At 37.1% G+C, this 18,539-nt stretch carries 16 protein-coding genes and 1 tRNA gene; 14 read left to right on the top strand and 3 right to left on the bottom strand.

Features of this window, described 5'->3' with window-relative positions:
* Positions 1-288: 288 nt before the first annotated feature.
* The 13 genes from dnaA to OZX59_RS06200 all read left to right on the top strand — a co-directional run bounded on the left by dnaA (position 289) and on the right by OZX59_RS06200 (position 14,665).
* Positions 289-1,653, top strand: coding sequence for a chromosomal replication initiator protein DnaA (gene dnaA, locus OZX59_RS06260; protein WP_277125308.1), 1,365 nt, complete (start codon positions 289-291; stop codon positions 1,651-1,653).
* Between the two features lie 170 nt (positions 1,654-1,823).
* Positions 1,824-2,954 (top strand): DNA polymerase III subunit beta, encoded by a 1,131-nt coding sequence (gene dnaN, locus OZX59_RS06255; protein ID WP_277125306.1) that lies wholly within the window; start codon positions 1,824-1,826, stop codon positions 2,952-2,954.
* 220 nt (positions 2,955-3,174) lie between these two features.
* The gene (gene yaaA / locus OZX59_RS06250; protein ID WP_277125304.1) at positions 3,175-3,396 is read left to right on the top strand and encodes a S4 domain-containing protein YaaA; all 222 of its coding nucleotides are present in this window, start codon (positions 3,175-3,177) and stop codon (positions 3,394-3,396) included.
* Positions 3,397-3,399: 3 nt separating this feature from the next.
* The gene (recF, locus tag OZX59_RS06245) at positions 3,400-4,527 is read left to right on the top strand and encodes a DNA replication/repair protein RecF (protein WP_277125302.1); all 1,128 of its coding nucleotides are present in this window, start codon (positions 3,400-3,402) and stop codon (positions 4,525-4,527) included.
* Positions 4,528-6,489, top strand: coding sequence for a DNA topoisomerase (ATP-hydrolyzing) subunit B (gene gyrB, locus OZX59_RS06240; RefSeq protein WP_277125300.1), 1,962 nt, complete (start codon positions 4,528-4,530; stop codon positions 6,487-6,489). It begins immediately after the preceding gene.
* A gap of 10 nt (positions 6,490-6,499) precedes the next feature.
* A complete protein-coding gene (gene gyrA, locus OZX59_RS06235) occupies positions 6,500-8,980 on the top strand; it encodes a DNA gyrase subunit A (RefSeq protein ID WP_277125298.1) in 2,481 nt (826 codons plus the stop codon).
* Positions 8,981-9,189: 209 nt separating this feature from the next.
* Positions 9,190-9,486, top strand: a complete 297-nt coding sequence (gene rpsF, locus OZX59_RS06230; protein WP_277125296.1) for a 30S ribosomal protein S6 — start codon at positions 9,190-9,192, stop codon at positions 9,484-9,486.
* A 44-nt stretch (positions 9,487-9,530) separates the two neighbouring features.
* Positions 9,531-10,052, top strand: a complete 522-nt coding sequence (gene ssb / locus OZX59_RS06225) for a single-stranded DNA-binding protein (RefSeq protein WP_277125295.1) — start codon at positions 9,531-9,533, stop codon at positions 10,050-10,052.
* Between the two features lie 25 nt (positions 10,053-10,077).
* Positions 10,078-10,314 carry a 30S ribosomal protein S18 gene (rpsR, locus tag OZX59_RS06220; RefSeq protein ID WP_277125293.1) on the top strand — a complete coding sequence of 79 codons (237 nt, stop codon included), beginning with the start codon at positions 10,078-10,080 and terminating at the stop codon, positions 10,312-10,314.
* A 150-nt stretch (positions 10,315-10,464) separates the two neighbouring features.
* Complete coding sequence (locus OZX59_RS06215) at positions 10,465-12,483, top strand: DHH family phosphoesterase (RefSeq protein ID WP_277125291.1); 2,019 nt, start codon at positions 10,465-10,467, stop codon at positions 12,481-12,483.
* A 12-nt stretch (positions 12,484-12,495) separates the two neighbouring features.
* Entirely contained in the window at positions 12,496-12,951 is a 456-nt protein-coding gene (rplI, locus tag OZX59_RS06210; RefSeq protein ID WP_277125289.1) for a 50S ribosomal protein L9, read from the top strand.
* Positions 12,952-12,990: 39 nt separating this feature from the next.
* Complete coding sequence (gene dnaB, locus OZX59_RS06205) at positions 12,991-14,373, top strand: replicative DNA helicase (RefSeq protein ID WP_277125288.1); 1,383 nt, start codon at positions 12,991-12,993, stop codon at positions 14,371-14,373.
* 133 nt (positions 14,374-14,506) lie between these two features.
* Entirely contained in the window at positions 14,507-14,665 is a 159-nt protein-coding gene (locus tag OZX59_RS06200) for a CsbD family protein (protein ID WP_277125286.1), read from the top strand.
* Between the two features lie 63 nt (positions 14,666-14,728).
* On the opposite strand, the gene OZX59_RS06195 is transcribed toward OZX59_RS06200, so the two are convergent.
* Entirely contained in the window at positions 14,729-15,928 is a 1,200-nt protein-coding gene (locus tag OZX59_RS06195; protein ID WP_277125284.1) for an Mbeg1-like protein, read from the bottom strand.
* Positions 15,929-16,021: 93 nt separating this feature from the next.
* Positions 16,022-16,723, bottom strand: a complete 702-nt coding sequence (locus tag OZX59_RS06190) for an MgtC/SapB family protein (RefSeq protein WP_277125282.1) — start codon at positions 16,721-16,723, stop codon at positions 16,022-16,024.
* Positions 16,724-16,876: 153 nt separating this feature from the next.
* Between OZX59_RS06190 and OZX59_RS06185 the strand changes: the two genes are divergently transcribed.
* Positions 16,877-16,949, top strand: a tRNA-Thr gene (locus OZX59_RS06185).
* Between the two features lie 221 nt (positions 16,950-17,170).
* Here OZX59_RS06185 and OZX59_RS06180 read toward each other — a convergent pair.
* Complete coding sequence (locus OZX59_RS06180) at positions 17,171-18,520, bottom strand: hypothetical protein (protein WP_277125280.1); 1,350 nt, start codon at positions 18,518-18,520, stop codon at positions 17,171-17,173.
* Positions 18,521-18,539 lie beyond the last annotated feature (19 nt).

The following is an 18,539-nucleotide window of genomic DNA, read 5'->3' as shown; positions in this document are numbered from 1 at the left end:
ATATCTTTCACAGCCTTTTCCACAAACAACAAGCTGTGGAAAAAGATATTCACACTATGTTGATATTATGCTTGAATTAATGGCAAAGTTCTTGCAAACATTGGTAAAGTTATCAACAATACAAGTTGGCTATTAATAATATTTTCGAGGATTTTCAATATTTTTGAGGATTATTTGTAAAACTTTATCCACATCTTGTTAATTCTTAATTTCTTTTATTAACCTGTGGAAAACATTTTTATTAGATGATAGAATAAATAGTGCTTAAACTTATTGGAGGAATTTATTTTGTTTGACATTAATCAATTTTGGCAACATTTCAATCATGAAATGCGCGAACGTTTTAACGAAGTTGCCTATAACGCCTGGTTCAAAAATACTAAGCCCATTTCCTACAATAATGATACCCATGAATTAAAAATTGTGGTCCAAAACCCGGTAACAAAGGGATATTGGGAAAAGAATCTAGCTTCAGAACTAATTCAATCCGCATATGGCTATGCTAATATTGAAGTTATTCCAGTTTTTCAGATTGCCGATGAGCAGAGTACTGAACGAATTGTAGCACCTAAACCGAAAACGCCAACTCAACCTGTTCAACCTACGATTACCAACAATAATTTTGTTCGTAATCTAAAGTTAAACGAAAAGTATACTTTTGATAATTTCGTCCAAGGTGAAGGCAATAAGCTAGCAGCCGGAGCAGCTCTGGCAGTCGCTGACAGTCCCGGCAGTTTTTACAATCCATTATTCATTTTTGGTGGAGTTGGTTTAGGTAAAACTCACTTGATGCAAGCGATCGGTCACCAAATGTTGGCTGAACGCCCAAACGCCAAAGTCGTCTACATTCAAAGTGAAACTTTCGTCAATGATTTCATTAATTCTATTAAAAACAAAACGCAAGACCAATTTCGTAAAAAATATCGGACTTGCGATCTATTATTAGTTGATGATATTCAATTTTTTGCTAAAAAAGAAGGAATTCAAGAGGAATTCTTTCATACTTTTGAAACCCTGTATAACGATCAAAAACAGATCGTCATGACCAGTGATCGCTTACCAACAGAAATTCCAGATCTATCGGAACGTTTAGTCTCACGATTTACCTGGGGCTTGCAAGTTGAAATTACTCCACCTGATTTAGAAACTAGAATTGCGATTTTACGCAAAAAGGCTGAAGCTGAAGATTTAACGATTAATGATGATACACTGGATTACATTGCTTCGCAGGTTGACACTAATATCCGAGAGCTTGAAGGTGCCTTAGTGAAAGTTCAGGCTCATGCCACGATTCAGCGTGAAGATATCAACGTGAATTTGGCACGCGAGGCACTAGCTGATCTAAAGCTCGTACAGAAGAACCGTGGACTACAAATTTCTAAAATCCAAGAGGTTGTCGCCAATTACTTCCAAACTTCGACACATGAACTAAAAGGTAAGAAGCGGGTCAGACAAATCGTTGTTCCTCGGCAAATTGCCATGTACTTATCACGCGAATTAACTGATTCTAGTTTACCGAAAATCGGTCAGGAATTTGGTGGCAAAGACCATACCACTGTCATGCATGCATGTGAAAAAATTAGCCGTGCTATTAAAACAGATTCTGAAATCAAAACTGCAGTTTTTGACTTAAAGCAAATGCTGGATCATTAGCTGGTGTATAATTGTGGAAAACTCTCTGGCTTGTGCACATTTTGTAAACCGTACTAATTACGCTATTTTAAGGCTACTAGTGCTTTTCAACAGAATAAACAGGCCCTACTAATACTACTAATTTATATAATAAATAATAAAAAAGCATACCTAACTTCAGGAGGTCCAAAATGAAATTTTCAGTTAACAGAAACCTATTTATCGATAATCTAAATAATGTGATGCGTGCCATCTCATCAAGAACAACGATTCCCATCTTAAGTGGTATCAAACTTAATTTAACGGAAAATGAATTACTGCTAACTGGTAGTGATACTGATATTTCAATTGAAGTACGTATTCCGACTAGTGAAGATCTAACTGTTGAATCACCTGGAGCAATTGTTTTACCTGCACGTTTCTTCAGCGAAATTATTAAAAAGCTTCCGGGAAAAGAATTTTCGCTTGAAGTTAAAGAAAGTATGCAAACTCAAATTATTTCTGAAAACAGTGAATTTACTATCAATGGCCTGGATGCAAATAACTATCCAAGATTACCGGAAATTGCTGATGAGTCCGCTTTTGTTATTTTGGGGAAAACTTTTCGAGAAATTATTACAGAAACGCAATTTGCAGTTGCTACCCAGGAAAGCCGTCAAGTTTTGACGGGTGTTCACTTTACCTTTAGCCCAGAGCAGATCAGTGCAGTCGCCACTGATTCACATCGTTTATCCAGTCGAGCTCTCAGCTTAACTGCAGGTCCACAAACTGAAACTGATTTAATTATTCCTGGTAAAAGTTTGCTTGAACTAGCGCGAATTATTGGTGAAACTGATCCGGAAATCAAGGTTTGTCCTGGGGATAGCCAAGTTTTATTTGAAATTGGGAATATGCTGTTTTATTCTCGATTACTTGAAGGTAGCTATCCAGATACTGATCGCTTAATTCCTACAGAGAGTACTACTAGCGCTGAATTTGACTTAGCAGAACTATCTAGTGCATTAGACCGTGCAAGCTTATTAACACATGCCGGTCGAAATAATGTAGTTGATTTAACTCTGGATACGGAAAAGCAGACAGTTACTTTATCAGGTGAATCTGCAGAAATCGGTAATGTTGAAGAAGAAGTTAGTTTTAAGCAATTATCTGGTCAAAATTTAAAGATTTCGTTTAATCCAGATTATTTACGTGATGCATTACGGGCTTCAGTAACTGATTCGGTGGTAACAGAATTTACGCAACCACTGCGGCCGTTTACGGTTAACCCAGCTGATAATACAATTAATTTTGTACAGTTGATTACGCCAGTAAGAACGTTTTAATAATTATTAGTAATACAAAAGCTAAAAGCCATCTGGTTGATGGCTTTTTTTAGTCCAAATTTTTAAGAATTGACTAAATCAGCACTCTCTTGTGTCTTTTTAGTCGTTCACTATGAAAAGTATCTTTTACAAAACATCGTTTATATGGCGTTATATTGGCTATTTGAGTTGTTTTTTGCTAGTGAAACGAATATACTTAACTTATAGGTAAATAGAAGTGGTGAAGGTGAAAACAATTAAGGAATTTAAGATCAAGGGGGATTACATTACCCTCAGTCAATTTTTAAAAGAAGAAAGTATCATTTCTTCTGGTGGACAAGCAAAGTGGTATCTGCAAGAAAATCCAGTTTGGTTGAACGAGGTAAAGGAAGCTCGGCGTGGCAAAAAACTTCGCCCTGGTGACCAACTTCAAGTAGAGCAAACGAACTATGTGTTTCGATAAAAGATGTATCTGAAGCAGTTCAAGGCGCAGCACTATCGGAATTTACAAGAATTTGAGTTGGAATTCGATCCTAATGTTAATATTTTCATTGGAAAAAATGCGCAAGGGAAAACTAACTTACTAGAAGCAATTTATTTTTTAGCATTGACTAGATCGCACAGGACTAATAGTGACAAGGAATTAATCGCTTTCGGTGATGAATTTGCTAATGTTTATGGTCATGTTTACAAGAGTCAGGTTGATTTAACTTTACGAGTATTAATCACTAAAAAAGGCAAAAAGGTTTGGCTTAATCGTGTGGAGCAGGCAAAGTTATCTAAATATGTGGGTCAGTTAAATGCAATTTTATTTTCGCCAGAAGACCTGGAATTGATCAAAGGTGCACCAGCTTTGCGTCGGCGATTTATGGATCAAGAGTTTGGCCAAATTAATGCAGAATATTTGTATTTTGCTAGTAAATATAAACAAGTTCTGCAACAAAAAAACAATTATCTAAAACAGCTGGCTAAAAAAGAAGCACATGATTTGCTTTTTTTAGATGTGCTATCTGATCAACTGGCAGGTGTAGCAGCGGAAGTCGTTGTTCGGCGTTACCAATTTTTAACGTATTTAGATGAATTTGCACAGGATGCCTATAAAAGCATCAGTTCTAGTGGTGAAGAACTAAAACTGCGATATCACCCATCAGTTGCTGACGTATCTGAACAAGATGATACAGAAATCGTCTATCACAAGTTGTTAGCAAATTTTAAGCAGAATAAGCAACTTGAGATAAAAAAGGGAACTACCTTAGTTGGTCCCCATCGTGATGACATTAGTTTTGAATTAGATGGCAAAGATGCTCATCTATATGGTTCTCAAGGGCAACAACGTACGATTGCACTTAGCATTAAGCTAGCAGAGATTCAGTTGGTCCATCAATTAACTTCAGAATACCCGTTGTTGTTACTTGATGATGTAATGAGTGAATTAGATCATGAGCGCCAAGGTGCATTGCTTAGTTATATTCATGGCAAGACGCAGACTTTTATTACGACAACTGATCTTGCAGGTATTTCCCGGGAAATAATCAAAAAACCTAAAATATATCAAATTAATTCTGGAAAAATTCGTTTAGCAAAGGAGAATTAAATGGCTGATAATAAAGAAAATCTTGAGCAAATCGAGCAATATGAAAAAGAAGCTGATAAATATAATGCTAGTCAAATTCAGGTTTTGGGTGGACTTGAAGCGGTTCGTAAACGACCGGGAATGTATATTGGCTCTACTAGTTCGCAAGGACTGCATCATTTGGTTTGGGAAGTAATTGATAACAGTATTGACGAGAGTTTAGCTGGTTTTGCTACCAAAATTGAAATTACAGTTAACGAAGATGGTAGCGTGACTGTTCAAGATGATGGCCGCGGAATTCCTACTGATATTCAAAAAAAGACGGGGCGGCCAGCATTGGAGACTGTTTTTACCGTTTTGCATGCCGGTGGTAAATTTGGCGGTGGCGGCTATAAAGTTTCAGGTGGTTTGCATGGTGTTGGTGCTTCTGTGGTCAATGCTTTGTCTACTGAATTAGATGTTACCACTGTGCGTGATGGTAAACAGTATTATATTGATTTTACTCGTGGTCGCGTTAAGACAGAAATGACAATGATTGGTAATGCTCCGCTCAGTGAGCATGGGACCAAAGTTCACTTTTATCCAGATCCAGACATTTTTACTGAAACCACAGCCTTTGATGATAAGATTTTAAAAACTAGAATTCGGGAATTGGCCTTTTTAAATAAGGGATTAAAGTTAACCTTTACAGATAAGCGTAAAGATAGTGCAGAAACTGATGTTTATCACTATGAAGGTGGTATTAAGGAGTATGTGGCCTTTTTAAATAAGGGAACCGATGTTTTATATGACGAGCCAATTTACGTTGAAGGAAATTATGATGAAATCAACGTTGAGGTTTCATTGCAATATACAGCTGGCTATAAGACCACATTAATGACTTTTGCTAATAATATTCATACTTATGAAGGTGGAACTCATGAAGCTGGCTTTAAAACAGCTCTTACTCGAGTAGTTAATGATTATGCTCACAAAACCAAGATTTTGAAGGAAAAAGACGATAATCTTTCAGGAGAAGATATTCGTGAAGGGATGACGGCTGTTGTTTCGGTGAAGCACCCAGATCCACAATTTGAAGGACAGACTAAGACTAAGCTAGGAAATTCTGATGCTAGAACAGCGGTTGATAAGGCCTTTTCTGAAGCATTTACTAGTTTTTTGATGGAAAATCCGCAAGTTGGTCGTAAAATCGTCGAAAAAGCACAACTGGCTGAAAGAGCGCGTAGTGCTGCTAAGCGAGCTCGGGAAGTAACCCGCAAAAAGTCAGGCTTAGAAATTGCCAACCTACCTGGGAAATTAGCAGATAATACTAGCAATGATCCAAGTATTTCAGAATTGTTTATTGTTGAGGGGAATTCTGCCGGTGGTTCTGCTAAACAGGGGCGTTCACGTTTGACCCAAGCAATTTTGCCAATTCGAGGAAAAATTCTGAATGTGGAAAAGGCTTCGATGGATCGAATTTTGGCTAATGAAGAGATTCGTTCTCTATTTACTGCTTTAGGAACAGGATTTGGTGCCGATTTTGACATTACTAAAACTCGTTACCATAAGCTAATTATTATGACAGATGCCGATGTTGATGGAGCACATATTAGAACTTTGCTTTTAACATTATTCTACAATTACATGAAGCCAATGATTGATGAAGGCTATGTATATATTGCCAAGCCACCTCTATATCAGGTTCGTCAAGGTAAAGTAATTAGATATCTTGATACTGATGAAGAGCTGCACGATTACCTAGGTCAATTACAGCCAAGTCCTAAGCCACTTGTTCAACGTTATAAGGGATTAGGGGAAATGGATCCCGAGCAATTATGGGAAACTACCATGAATCCTGAAAATCGGCGGCTTGATCGGGTTAGTCCGGAATATGCCAAAGATGTTGATGAGGTCTTTGAGCTGTTGATGGGCAATGAAGTAGCACCTCGGCGCAAATTTATTGAAGATAATGCCAAATATGTTGAAAACTTGGATGCTTAGGAGGGCTTAAATGAATAATGACAATCAAGGTCAAGATCATCGGATAACTAATGTTGATTTGACTAGCGTGATGAATAGTTCATTCTTAGATTATGCGATGTCAGTTATCGTTGCGCGGGCTTTGCCTGATGTTCGAGATGGTCTAAAGCCTGTTCAACGGCGAATCTTATATGGAATGAGTGAATTAGGCGTAACTCCTGATAAGCCTTATAAAAAATCAGCTAGAATTGTCGGGGAAGTAATGGGAAAATTTCACCCCCATGGCGATTCTTCGATCTATTTAGCAATGGCGCATATGGCGCAAGATTTTAGTTATCGGTACATGCTGGTTGATGGCCATGGTAACTTTGGTTCTGTTGATGGTGATGAGCCAGCCGCAATGCGTTACACTGAGGCGCGGATGAGTAAAATCGCGGTAGAGATGCTGCGTGATATCAATAAGAATACGATTGATTGGCAACGTAACTATGATGATGAGGAAAATGAGCCGGTTGTATTGCCGGCACGGATTCCTAATTTGCTAGTTAATGGTTCTAGCGGAATAGCTGTTGGAATGACTACGAATATTCCGCCACATAATTTGTCAGAAGTAATCAGTGGAATTCATTTGCTAATGGATAATCCGGATATTACCACTAAGGAATTGATGAAGGCCATACCGGGTCCAGATTTTCCAACTGGCGGGATTATTATGGGACGTGGCGGCATTTATCGCGCTTATGAATCTGGTCGTGGTAATATTGTCGTTCGCGCTAAGACTGAGATTGAAACTGAAAAGAGTGGGCGTGAACGAATTGTCGTTAGTGAGTTGCCATATTTAGTTAATAAGGCAGAACTAGTTAAGAAAATTGCTGATTTAGCACGTAACAAGACGATCGATGGTATTACTGGTGTGCGGGATGAATCCGATCAATCTGGGATGCGAATTACAATTGATATCCGCCGTGATGCCAGTGCTAGTGTAATCTTAAATAATTTATTTAAGTTAACACAAATGCAGGCTAATTTTGGGATGAATATGGTGGCGATCGTTGATGGTGCGCCGCATTTCTTGACTGTTAAGGAAATGCTGCAACATTATCTGCGTCATCAAGAAGATGTGGTAACTCGTAGAACTAAGTTTGAACTTGGGAAAGCTCAGGCACGAGCACATATCCTGGCTGGGTTAAAAGTTGCCCTTGACCATATTGACGAAATCGTTCATATTATTCGTGAAAGTAACTCAAGCGATATTGCTAAAGCCGCTCTAATTAGTCGTTTTGGACTTGATGATAAGCAGTCACAAGCGATTTTGGATATGCGATTGGTCCGACTGACCGGACTAGAACGTGATAAGGTGGAAGCTGAATATAGTGAATTGCAAGCCAAAATTGCTGATTACAAAGATATTTTAGCGAAGCCTGAACGAATTAATGAAATTATTTACAATGAATTACTAGATATTCAAAAACGCTTTGGCGATAAGCGTCGCACTGAAATTGGTGCTAGCGAAGTCGTTTCAATTGAAGATGAAGATTTAATTGAAAAGCAAGATGTCTTATTGACGCTAACACATAGCGGTTATATTAAGCGCATGCTAATCAATGAGTTTAAGACTCAGAATCGTGGTGGTAAAGGTATCAAAGGAATGGGCGTCAAAGATGGCGACTTTATTGAAAAGCTAATTTATGCAAGTACCCACGATATGCTGCTATTCTTTACTAACAAGGGTAAGGTATATTCCAAGAAGGCTTATGAAGTTCCTGAATTTAGTCGAACAGCTAAAGGTTTGCCAATTGTCAATTTGCTGCAATTAGAAAAAGGTGAGCGAATTCAGACGATTGTTAATATTCCAGAAGATGCTGATGATCAATATCTCTTCTTTGTTACTAAGTTAGGATCAGTTAAACGGACCAAGGTTAGTGAATTTGCTAATATTAGAAATAGTGGGTTGATTGCATTGACTCTGCGTGATGGCGATGAATTAATCAATGTTTTAACGACAGATGGTCAACAAACTATCTTGCTTGGGACCCATTTAGGTTATGCGGTTCGCTTTAGCGAGCAAGTGGTTCGTTCAATGGGACGGACTGCTGCTGGCGTGCGCGGGATTAATTTACGCGCCGGTGACTATGTTGTTGGTGATGGTACGATCAAGGATAGCGATGAAGTTTTAGTTATTTCTGAAAAAGGATACGGGAAACGTACCTCGGCTAAGGAATATCCGGTTAAAGGTCGTGGTGGTAAAGGAATTAAGACCGTTAATATTACCGAAAAGAATGGGCCACTTGCTGGTGTTACAGTAGTTGATGGTAGCCAAGACATCATGGTAATTACTAATGACGGGATTATGATTCGTTTTAAGATTGACAATGTGTCGCAGACCAGTCGAAGTACGGTCGGTGTGCGGTTAATCAAAGTGAATGACCAAAGTAAAGTAGCAAGTCTAGCACTGGTACCTGCTGAAGCTGACCAAGAAGTAGTTTCTGATTCAACTGAAGCGGTTGACTAGTTATAAATTATTAATTTAAAAACGAAAAAAATTAGCAAGCTTTTTTACGTAATTATCTTTAGAGTAAAAATTTCTCAGGGGATCACGTGAAGATAGTTTGGTAATTTTTTTATTTATGTGCTAAAATTAGAGATTGCGAGTAATAAATTCATTACTCCTTGTTCTTGATTTTAGCAAGAACCATTTAGACCAAAAGGAGGTGCACTAGTATGACAACTACTAAGTACGAAATAACTTATATTATTAAGCCTGATATTGATGAGGAATCAAAAAAAGCGCTAACTGAAAATTATGATAAGGTTATTGCTGATAACGGCGGTACAATGGTTGAATCTAAAGACTGGGAAAAGCGTCATTTTGCATATGAAATCGATAAGTATCGTGAAGGTACTTACCACATTATGACTTTCACTGCTGATAACGCTGACGCAGTTAACGAATTTGATCGTTTGTCTAAGATTGACACTGCTGTTTTACGTTCAATGACTGTTAAGTTGGACAAGTAATTTTATTATCGTTTTCGTGATTTAGGAAAGAGAGGACATGAAGTATGATTAATCGAGTTGTACTTGTTGGCCGTTTAACACGTGATCCTGAATTGCGTACTACTGGGAGTGGAATCTCGGTTGCTACGTTTACTCTTGCTGTTGATCGTCAGTTTACTAACGCTCAAGGTGAGAGAGGTGCGGATTTTATCAGTTGTGTAATTTGGCGTAAGGCTGCAGAAAATTTCTGTAACTTTACTTCTAAAGGCTCACTTGTTGGAATTGACGGCCGAATTCAAACCAGAACTTACGATAATAAAGACGGGCAAAGAGTCTATGTGACCGAAGTTGTTGTTGACAATTTCTCACTGCTTGAATCACGTAAAGATCGTGAAACCCGTGGTCAAAATGGTGGTTATACACCGAATAATAATGCGAATTTTGGTGGTCAAAACACTAATAATTCGCAAAATATGGGATCGTTTGATCAGAATATGCCGAATAACAACCAAGCCAATACGCCTAAAGATCCGTTTGCAGGCTCTGGTGATACGATTGACATTTCTGATGACGATCTCCCATTCTAAACTTTTAAAGAAAGGAGTCTAGGATATGGCTCAACAAAGAAGAGGTGGCAGTCATCGTCGTAAGGTTGATTTTATCGCAGCCAATCATATTGATTACGTTGACTACAAAGACGTTGATCTGTTGAAACGTTTTATCTCAGAGAGAGGTAAAATTTTACCACGTCGTGTCACTGGCACCAGCGCTAAAAATCAACGTAAAGTAGCTAAGGCAATTGAAAGAGCTCGCATTATGGGCTTGTTACCATTTGTTACTGAAGATTAAACAATCAAAATAAAAAATTAAAATGTGGGAATAAACTTTCCGCATTTTTTTGTACGCTATTTTAAGCATGATATTGGGGAGTTTCTTATCGAGGGGATACAAGGTATAATAAGGGTAATGTATTTTACATTAATTTAGGAAGGATCTTGCATGAAAGATTTTTTACGTAATGAATTCCCTGCTTTTATTAAAGATTCACGCTTGATGGCTTCGGTAGTGATCATCTTGGCTTTATCGCTTTTGGGTAGTATTATTGCGATGATTATGAATCCGCTGTTTGGATTAGCAATGGTGGTAATTTTTATTTTAACTGTTGCAATTACGATATACGGTGCTTACATTTTAGCCGGCAATGCCAATAATTTTGCAGTTAGCTTGTCGTATCGCATCAAACGCAGTGAGCAAGAAGCAATGATCAAGATGCCACTTGGGATCTTACTCTATGATGAAAGTCGGCAAATTCAATGGGTTAATCCATATTTGCAGCTTTATCTCAAAGATGACGACTTGATTGGGCATAAAATTAAGGCAGTTGATCCTGCTTTGAATAAGTTAATTGATGAAGCTTTAGCTGCTAAAACAAACGAAAATCGAGTTGTAGAGTGGGATGGTCATCAATTTGAAATCAGTATTCAAGACAATTTAGGTGTGGTTTATCTACTGGATATTACTCGCTATGCTGAAATTGAGCAAAGGTATAATGATGAATTGCTGGCAGTTGGTCAAGTTTTCATTGATAATTATGATGAATTAAGTGAAACCATGCATGACCAAGAATTGACCAATATGAGTTCATACGTGCAAAACACTTTGAGTAATTATGCCAAAGGGTTTAATGCTTATTTAAAGCGAATTGATGAAGACCACTTTTTGCTATTGTTACATATGCAAGACTTAACTAAGATGGAACAAGATAAGTTTTCAGTCTTGGACAAGATGCGACAGGAAACCAGTCGTAACAATACACCATTAACATTATCAGTCGGAATTGCATTTGGCAGTAGTTCAATTACAGAACTGGCCGATCAGGCACAATCAAATCTAGACTTAGCTTTAGGACGTGGCGGCGATCAAGTGGTGTTATCGCAACCTGGTAAAGATGTCCGATTTTATGGTGGCAAGTCGAATCCAATGGAGAAACGGACTAGGGTTCGTGCGCGGATGGTCTCCCAAGCCATTAGTGAGTTATTTAAAGAAGCGGATCGGGTCTTCGTGGTTGGTCATGCCAATCCTGATATGGACTCAATTGGTAGTGGTATCGGGGTTGTCAAAATTGCGCAATTGCACGATGTTAAGGCTAATTTTGTATTAGACGTTAATAAAACTAATTATGATGTTGGTCGGTTAGTTGCTCAGATGCAAAAGAGTAAAGAAGAAGCTGACTTACTAATTACTCCTAAAGATGCTTTAGAAAAAGTGACTAATAAATCAATGTTAGTGATGGTTGATCATTCTAAGTATTCAATTACTTATGCTAAAGAATTGTATGACCGGCTGAAAAATCGCATTATTGTAATTGATCACCATCGTCGCGGTGAAGAGTTTCCAGAAAATCCAATGTTAACTTACGTTGAACCTTATGCTTCTTCGGCGTGTGAATTAGTGACAGAAATGATTGAGTATCAGCAACCGCGTTCTGGTAAACGAGTCTTGACTGAAATCGAAGCAACTGCAATGCTTGCAGGGATTACAGTGGATTCTAAAGAATTTTCGCTACGGACTGGAACTAGAACCTTTGATGCAGCTAGCTATTTACGTTCGATTGGCGCAAGTTCGACTGGCGTCAGTGAGTTGTTAAAAGAGAACCTTGATAGCTTTCTTGAGCGTAACCAGTTAGTTTCGACATTGAAGATGATTAAGCCGCAAATGGCAGTTTTATGTGGTCCAGATGATAAAGTGATTGATCCGATTGTAACGGCGCAGGCAGCTGATACAGCACTTGATTTAGAAAATGTTGAGGCAAGTTTTGCAATAACTCGACGTGATAAGGAAACAATCGGAATATCTGCACGGTCGATGGGAGACATCAATGTTCAGGTCATTATGGAAAAATTAGGTGGTGGTGGTCATTTGTCTAATGCTGCTACACAAATTAAAGATCTAACAATTGAACAAGCACTTGCAAAATTAACCGAAGCGGTTGATACTTATGAAAAAGAAAATGAATAAAGGAGAAAAATCATGAAGGTTATTTTTACTGAAGATGTTAAAGGACGCGGTAAGCGTGGTGAAGTTAAAAATGTGCCAGATGGTTATGCGCAGAATTTTTTGTTTAAGCGTGGATTAGCCAAAGAAGCTACTAAGGCCAATATGCACACCTTACAGAGACGTAACGCAAATGAGCAGGCTGCTTATGAAGCAGAAAAGGCAGAAGCACAAAAAGTTAAGGCAGAGCTTGAAAAAGATGCAACTGTTGTTAACTTTAAGTCAAAGGCTGGAACAGATGCACGTTTGTTTGGTTCAATCTCTAGCAAAAAAATTGTTGAAGGCTTAGAACAACAATTTGGAATTAAAGTTGACAAACGCAAGTTAAACTTACCTGAACCAATCAAGGCACTTGGCTATACCAATGTTCCAGTTAAGTTATTTAAGGGTGTAGAAGCTAAAATTCGTGTTCATGTTACTGAACAAGATTAATTGTACTGGATTGAAGTTTACTAAAAGTGGTCATAATTAATGGATAATATTGTCTCACAACAAATTCCGCATGATGATGAAGCGGAGAAGGCTGTTTTAGGAGCTATTTTTATTGATCCTGAATCTATTGCGGATGCCAGTAGTGTTGTCCAAACGGATGATTTTTATAAAAGGGCTAATCAGTTAGTTTTTCAAGCAATGTTAGAGCTATCAGACCGTGAAGCTCCGATTGATCCGCTAACTTTGCAAGATGAATTAACGAAAAAGAACCAATTAGACGATATTGGCGGAATTGCCTATGTTTCGGAATTAGCACTTGCTACACCGACTGCCGCTCACGTTACCTATTATGCTGAGATTGTTCATCGTAAGGCACTTTTACGGCGCCTAATTTCTGCCAGTCAAAAAATTATTACGACTGCTGTTCAAGATGCTGATGATGTCACTGACATTTTGGATGATGCTGAAAGTGAAATTCTGAATGTTTCTTCAGAAAATAATACTAGTGGTTTTCGCGAAATCAAAGAAATTGTTAATTCGACGATTGAAGAAATTAATAATATTCCAGAAGACGGGGACATGGTTACCGGCTTACCAACTGGATTTGCTGAACTGGATAAAATGACCACTGGCTTTCATAATGATGAATTAGTAATTATTGCAGCGCGGCCAGGTGTTGGTAAAACTTCTTTTGCGCTAAATGTGGCACAATTTGTTGGCTTGCACACGGATAAAAGTGTAGCAATGTTTTCATTAGAAATGAGCGGGGAGCAACTAGTGCAGCGAATGCTTGCATCTGAAGGATTAATTGATTCCCAACACTTGCGTACGGGGCAACTCGATGAAGAAGAATGGCGCAAGTTGATAGTTGCTTCTGGGTCTTTGGCGACTGCTAAGATTTATATTGATGATACGCCGGGCATTAAAATGAGTGAAATTCGGGCACAAGCGCGGCGTCTGGCTAAAGAACAGGGCAATCTAGGTTTAATTGTGATTGACTATTTGCAGCTAATTGAAGGCCCTCGTAGTGAATCACGTCAACAAGAAGTCTCTGCTATTTCGCGGCAACTTAAAAAGTTGGCTAAGGAACTTCATGTGCCAGTTATTGCACTATCGCAATTATCACGTTCGGTTGAGCAGCGTCAAGATAAGCGTCCGGTGTTGTCAGATATTCGTGAATCTGGTTCGATTGAGCAGGATGCGGATATTGTGTCGTTTTTATATCGGGATGATTATTATCGTGAAGAAGATGAAGATGACGAGAGTCAGACTGAAGTTGGAGCCGAAGACGACAACGGTGAAGTAGAAGTGATTATTGAAAAGAATCGTTCTGGGAGTCGTGGCACTATCAAGCTGATGTTCTCTAAGCCGTATAATCGCTTTTCTAATCTTGATTACAGTCATGATCAGCCAAATGGGTAATTGTTAGATTAGTGGTTATTTATTGCTAAACTTTTTAGCTAAAATGAAGCATTTTCAATGAATTTATTTTACTAAGATTGTATGATTAGAGTATAAACTTATATTATTAATTTGTTGGAAAGGACAGATAATTATGGCTGAAAAAGATTTTAAAGATAAAGTAGAGGGTAAAGCTAAAGAAGTTGAAGGCAAAGCCCAAAAGACTGCTGGTAAGGCTAAAGAAAAGATGCATGATGCCGCTGATACTGTCAAAGACAAATTTGATGATGTCAAAGATAAAGCTAAAAAATAGCTAGTTAAAAAAGGCTAAGCAATGAAGTCATTGCTTAGCCTTTTTTGTGTTACACATGAAACATTAATGCAGCTTTTGCTCGATTTCAGGTGGTAATTTCAAATTAGGTTTTGAAATATCATAAAATTCATAAAAGATAGGAGCTTTATAAGAATCATTGCTTTTTGGATACAATTCATAATTATTAGCAGTAGTTGGCAGAGTTAAATTATTCTTGTATGAGTGCCAAAGATCGCTGATTGCATGGGTAAATAATTGTCGTTGATCTGAGTCAAGTGATAGAAAGACTCGCCCCATTTTATAAGTGCCCAATAGTTTATTATTAGTTAGCTGATACAGTTCATTAATATCGAAGTTTTCGAAAGCTTCAAACAATGCCGAAAAAGTTGCTCCACGCTGATTTTCTGGGATGTTTTGATTAAAATTGATCAGTGCATGGCGAATGATGCGGCTACCAGGAGCCAATCCTTGAGCAAGGGTAAAGCTATCGCGACCAACACTCCAGCGTCGTGGATCGTGTTGTTTACGCATACTGACAGTACTTTTGACAACCATGGTGTGCTCAGGATGATCAAGCATTGCGCCAAAAATTGATCCCTGTGGAATGTATGTTTTCATCTTTGGCATTGCTCGCACAAAACCTTGGGTAGAGTAAACTTGACTAAAAAAGCCCAATCCATCGAAGCTCAAAGCTTGAATAACTCTATCTTGAATTTCTGGCTGAACAGCACTTAAGGCATATTGTGCAAAATTACCACCCTTAGAATGGCCGACTAGATAGATCTTCTTATTAGGAAATTTCTGAGCAATGTCAGTTAAATATTGTGCGGCAACACTTTGACCATAAATTTCTGGTTGATAGTTCATAAGCAGATCTTCGTTCCAGCCAATCATGGTACTGTCAGTACCGCGATAACCAATCACGATTGTTTGCTCATCAAGGGAAAAGGTGGCAGCTGTGAACTGCAGAGGATGTGGTTCTTTTTCTAGTCTGTCAGTCCAATCAAGGATTTTTAATTGTGCAAGTCGTGGACTTTGGGATAGTAATACAATTTCGGCGCCAGTTTCATCATGCATTTGGTGTTGAAAGGAAGGCAATTTTGCCAGCTTTTGAGTAAGTTCTCCTAAAGTATGGTTGACGACAGAGTCATCAGCAGGTAAATACATGATTGATGAGATTAAAGCAGCATCAATGCTGTTGAATGGCTTCTCCTGCAAAGTCAGATCACCACGCCAACGTAAATAATCGAGTGGATTTGCCATAAAATTACTCCTTTCATTTAATATATTGTAGTAGTTTTACTTTTAAAAGGTAAAAAATAAGCAATGGAATTAACCATTACTTAGCAATTGTGACTATTTATCTAGTCCTGCATAACTGATTCGCTTAATATCTGGATATTTACGCAAGGCCATAATGATATCATTTTCATCAATATTATTATTAATTACGCTATCAACGTGAAAGATGATTCTTTCATCATTCACGTAAAGGATCTTGACGGAAACGTTCTCTACATGATTAACGGCTAGTTCTTCTTCAATCGTCTTTAAAATGCCATGCTTGTTAACTGCTTCAATCTGGATATTGAAGCGAATGTGGCGAATAAACTTATCTAACAAAGTATCATCGTGGAAGATCATTTGAATAATGAATAGCAGTACAGTTGACATAATGCCGATGAAGTACAGTCCTGAGCCAATCGCCATGCCGATAGCAGCTGTTGCCCAGATACCAGCAGCAGTGGTTAAGCCAGATACCTGTTGCCGCTTAACTAGAATAGTACCAGCGCCGATAAAAGAAATTCCTGAAACAATTTGCGCGGCAATCCGTGAGGGGTCAAGTGCCATGCCGTCTAGCTTATAGATATCAGCGAAACCATACTTTGAAATAATCATGAAAAGTGCTGATGAAATCGCAACTACAACGTGAGTTCTGATGCCAGCACTTTTACGTTGAATTGCTCGTTCATAGCCAATTAGTGCTCCACACAGGGCAGCAATGATGATTCGCAACAGCCAAGGTAATTGGCTGACAATTGGTGATATGTCTGCCATAAAAAGATACTCCTTCTCTTAAATTTGCTTTGTTATTAATGATACTAATGTTTAACACTAGATAATCATAACAGAAAATAAAAAAAGGTCAAAAATGACTTGCATATCTCCAGATAATATGGTTTAATTAATATCGTTGTCAAGTAAGACAATGCTGACTTAGCTCAGTTGGCAGAGCACGTCATTAGTAATGATGAGGTCGGAGGTTCGAATCCTCTAGTCAGCATAAATTAATAAGTTTAAGTTTCAAAGCCTTTCAAAAAAGTTCTATTAGAACAGTACTTGAAAGGTTTTTGTATATTTTGAAAAAATATGAATTAAGTATAATTTAAAGTAAAAAAACACATTGATAAACACAATAATAATTTTTGTGTTTGTAGTGTGTTTGATAATTGAGAGTATCTGAAATAGTACGATAAGCAGGTTAATTAGCCTGCTTTTTTATGTCTAATTCCAATAGCAACAAAAATTAGGATATTTTTGTTTGAATTTCTTTTCTGATAATGGATCTTTAAGTACGTTGTTTAATGCTTCAAATACTTGCCTGTGATCATATTTAGACCAATTTCTGGCATAACATTGATCATTTTTGTCTGCTTTACTGATTAAATCAAGTATTGATTCTTTATCATATTTATTTAAATATGGAGTGATAAATAATTTGAAATATGTATCAGCTACATTAAAGTTATAAGCTGATGCATATAGACTGTTTAACAGTTTATAGAAGTTATTATAGTTGCCGTTTCTAGAGTAAATAAGATATAAATTGTCAAGCTCACTGTTAGTAGTTAGTTCTTGAGCACAGTTTTTATACCAGTTAGAATTAAATATTTTATTTTCGTGTTGAATAATATCACTAGAATCAATAAAGAAATTTTCTAATTGTAAAGTTGATGTTGTAGTTGAATATCTTTTTAATTCATCCTTGTAATAACTCGGTATATCAGAATATAAACTGGGAAATGATCTAAATAATAAACTTAAATAATGGTCTACATCATCATTTTTTAATATTTGATTATAGTAAATGGAATTTTTAAGTGCATCATTTGCTTTACTAAAATCGTAATGTATTAATATAGTTAAAGCTGTGTAATTGATTTTTCTATTTTGATTTTCGATGTCTCTGTCTCTACAAAAAGTTTCTTTGAATAAATTGCTAACAATATATTTATATGTATCATCATTGAATCTATTTAAGTAATTTGTGATTAGATACTCTTTTAAAGAATCATTTCCTAATTTTATGAAATAATCTTTATTTTGAGCTAAATCATCAGTAAGTGTTGAAAAAACGTCTTTACCAAAATTGGCAGAGCGTAAAAAAATATTGTCAAAACAACTTCTAATTAATCCAGTAACTAATTCTTTACTTGGCTCTATTAATTTATCGGATATGTTTTTGTCGAAACTAGGGTGAGCACACAAGTTTCGATAGCTTTTAACACAATTTATAGTTGCTAAAGCTGAATCACTTAAAAGCCAACTTACAGATTCAGATTGATCTTCATTGGATTTTCGTTTCATTATTTTGTCTATAAGAGTATTTTCAATAGATTCATAATAACCAGCTTTAGTGTTTGAGTTATTTAAACTGTTTAATATATTTGTAGCACGCTTGCTTGCTTTAAAATCTCTAAGCTCACGTAATTTCGATATTAGATCAATTATTATTACTACGTAAAGCATAACAATAGCAGATCTATAATTTTTGTTTTCCAAAGATGAAATAACTTCTTTTAAATATTTCTTTGTTTCTGGATCTTTGATTTTTTCAATATCTGAATTAAACATAAGTAGGTCCTTTCTATAA

Source organism: Lactobacillus sp. ESL0681 (assembly GCF_029392835.1).
In the GTDB taxonomy this organism is placed as follows: domain Bacteria; phylum Bacillota; class Bacilli; order Lactobacillales; family Lactobacillaceae; genus Lactobacillus.
This window is presented reverse-complemented; position numbering and strand designations above follow the sequence as displayed.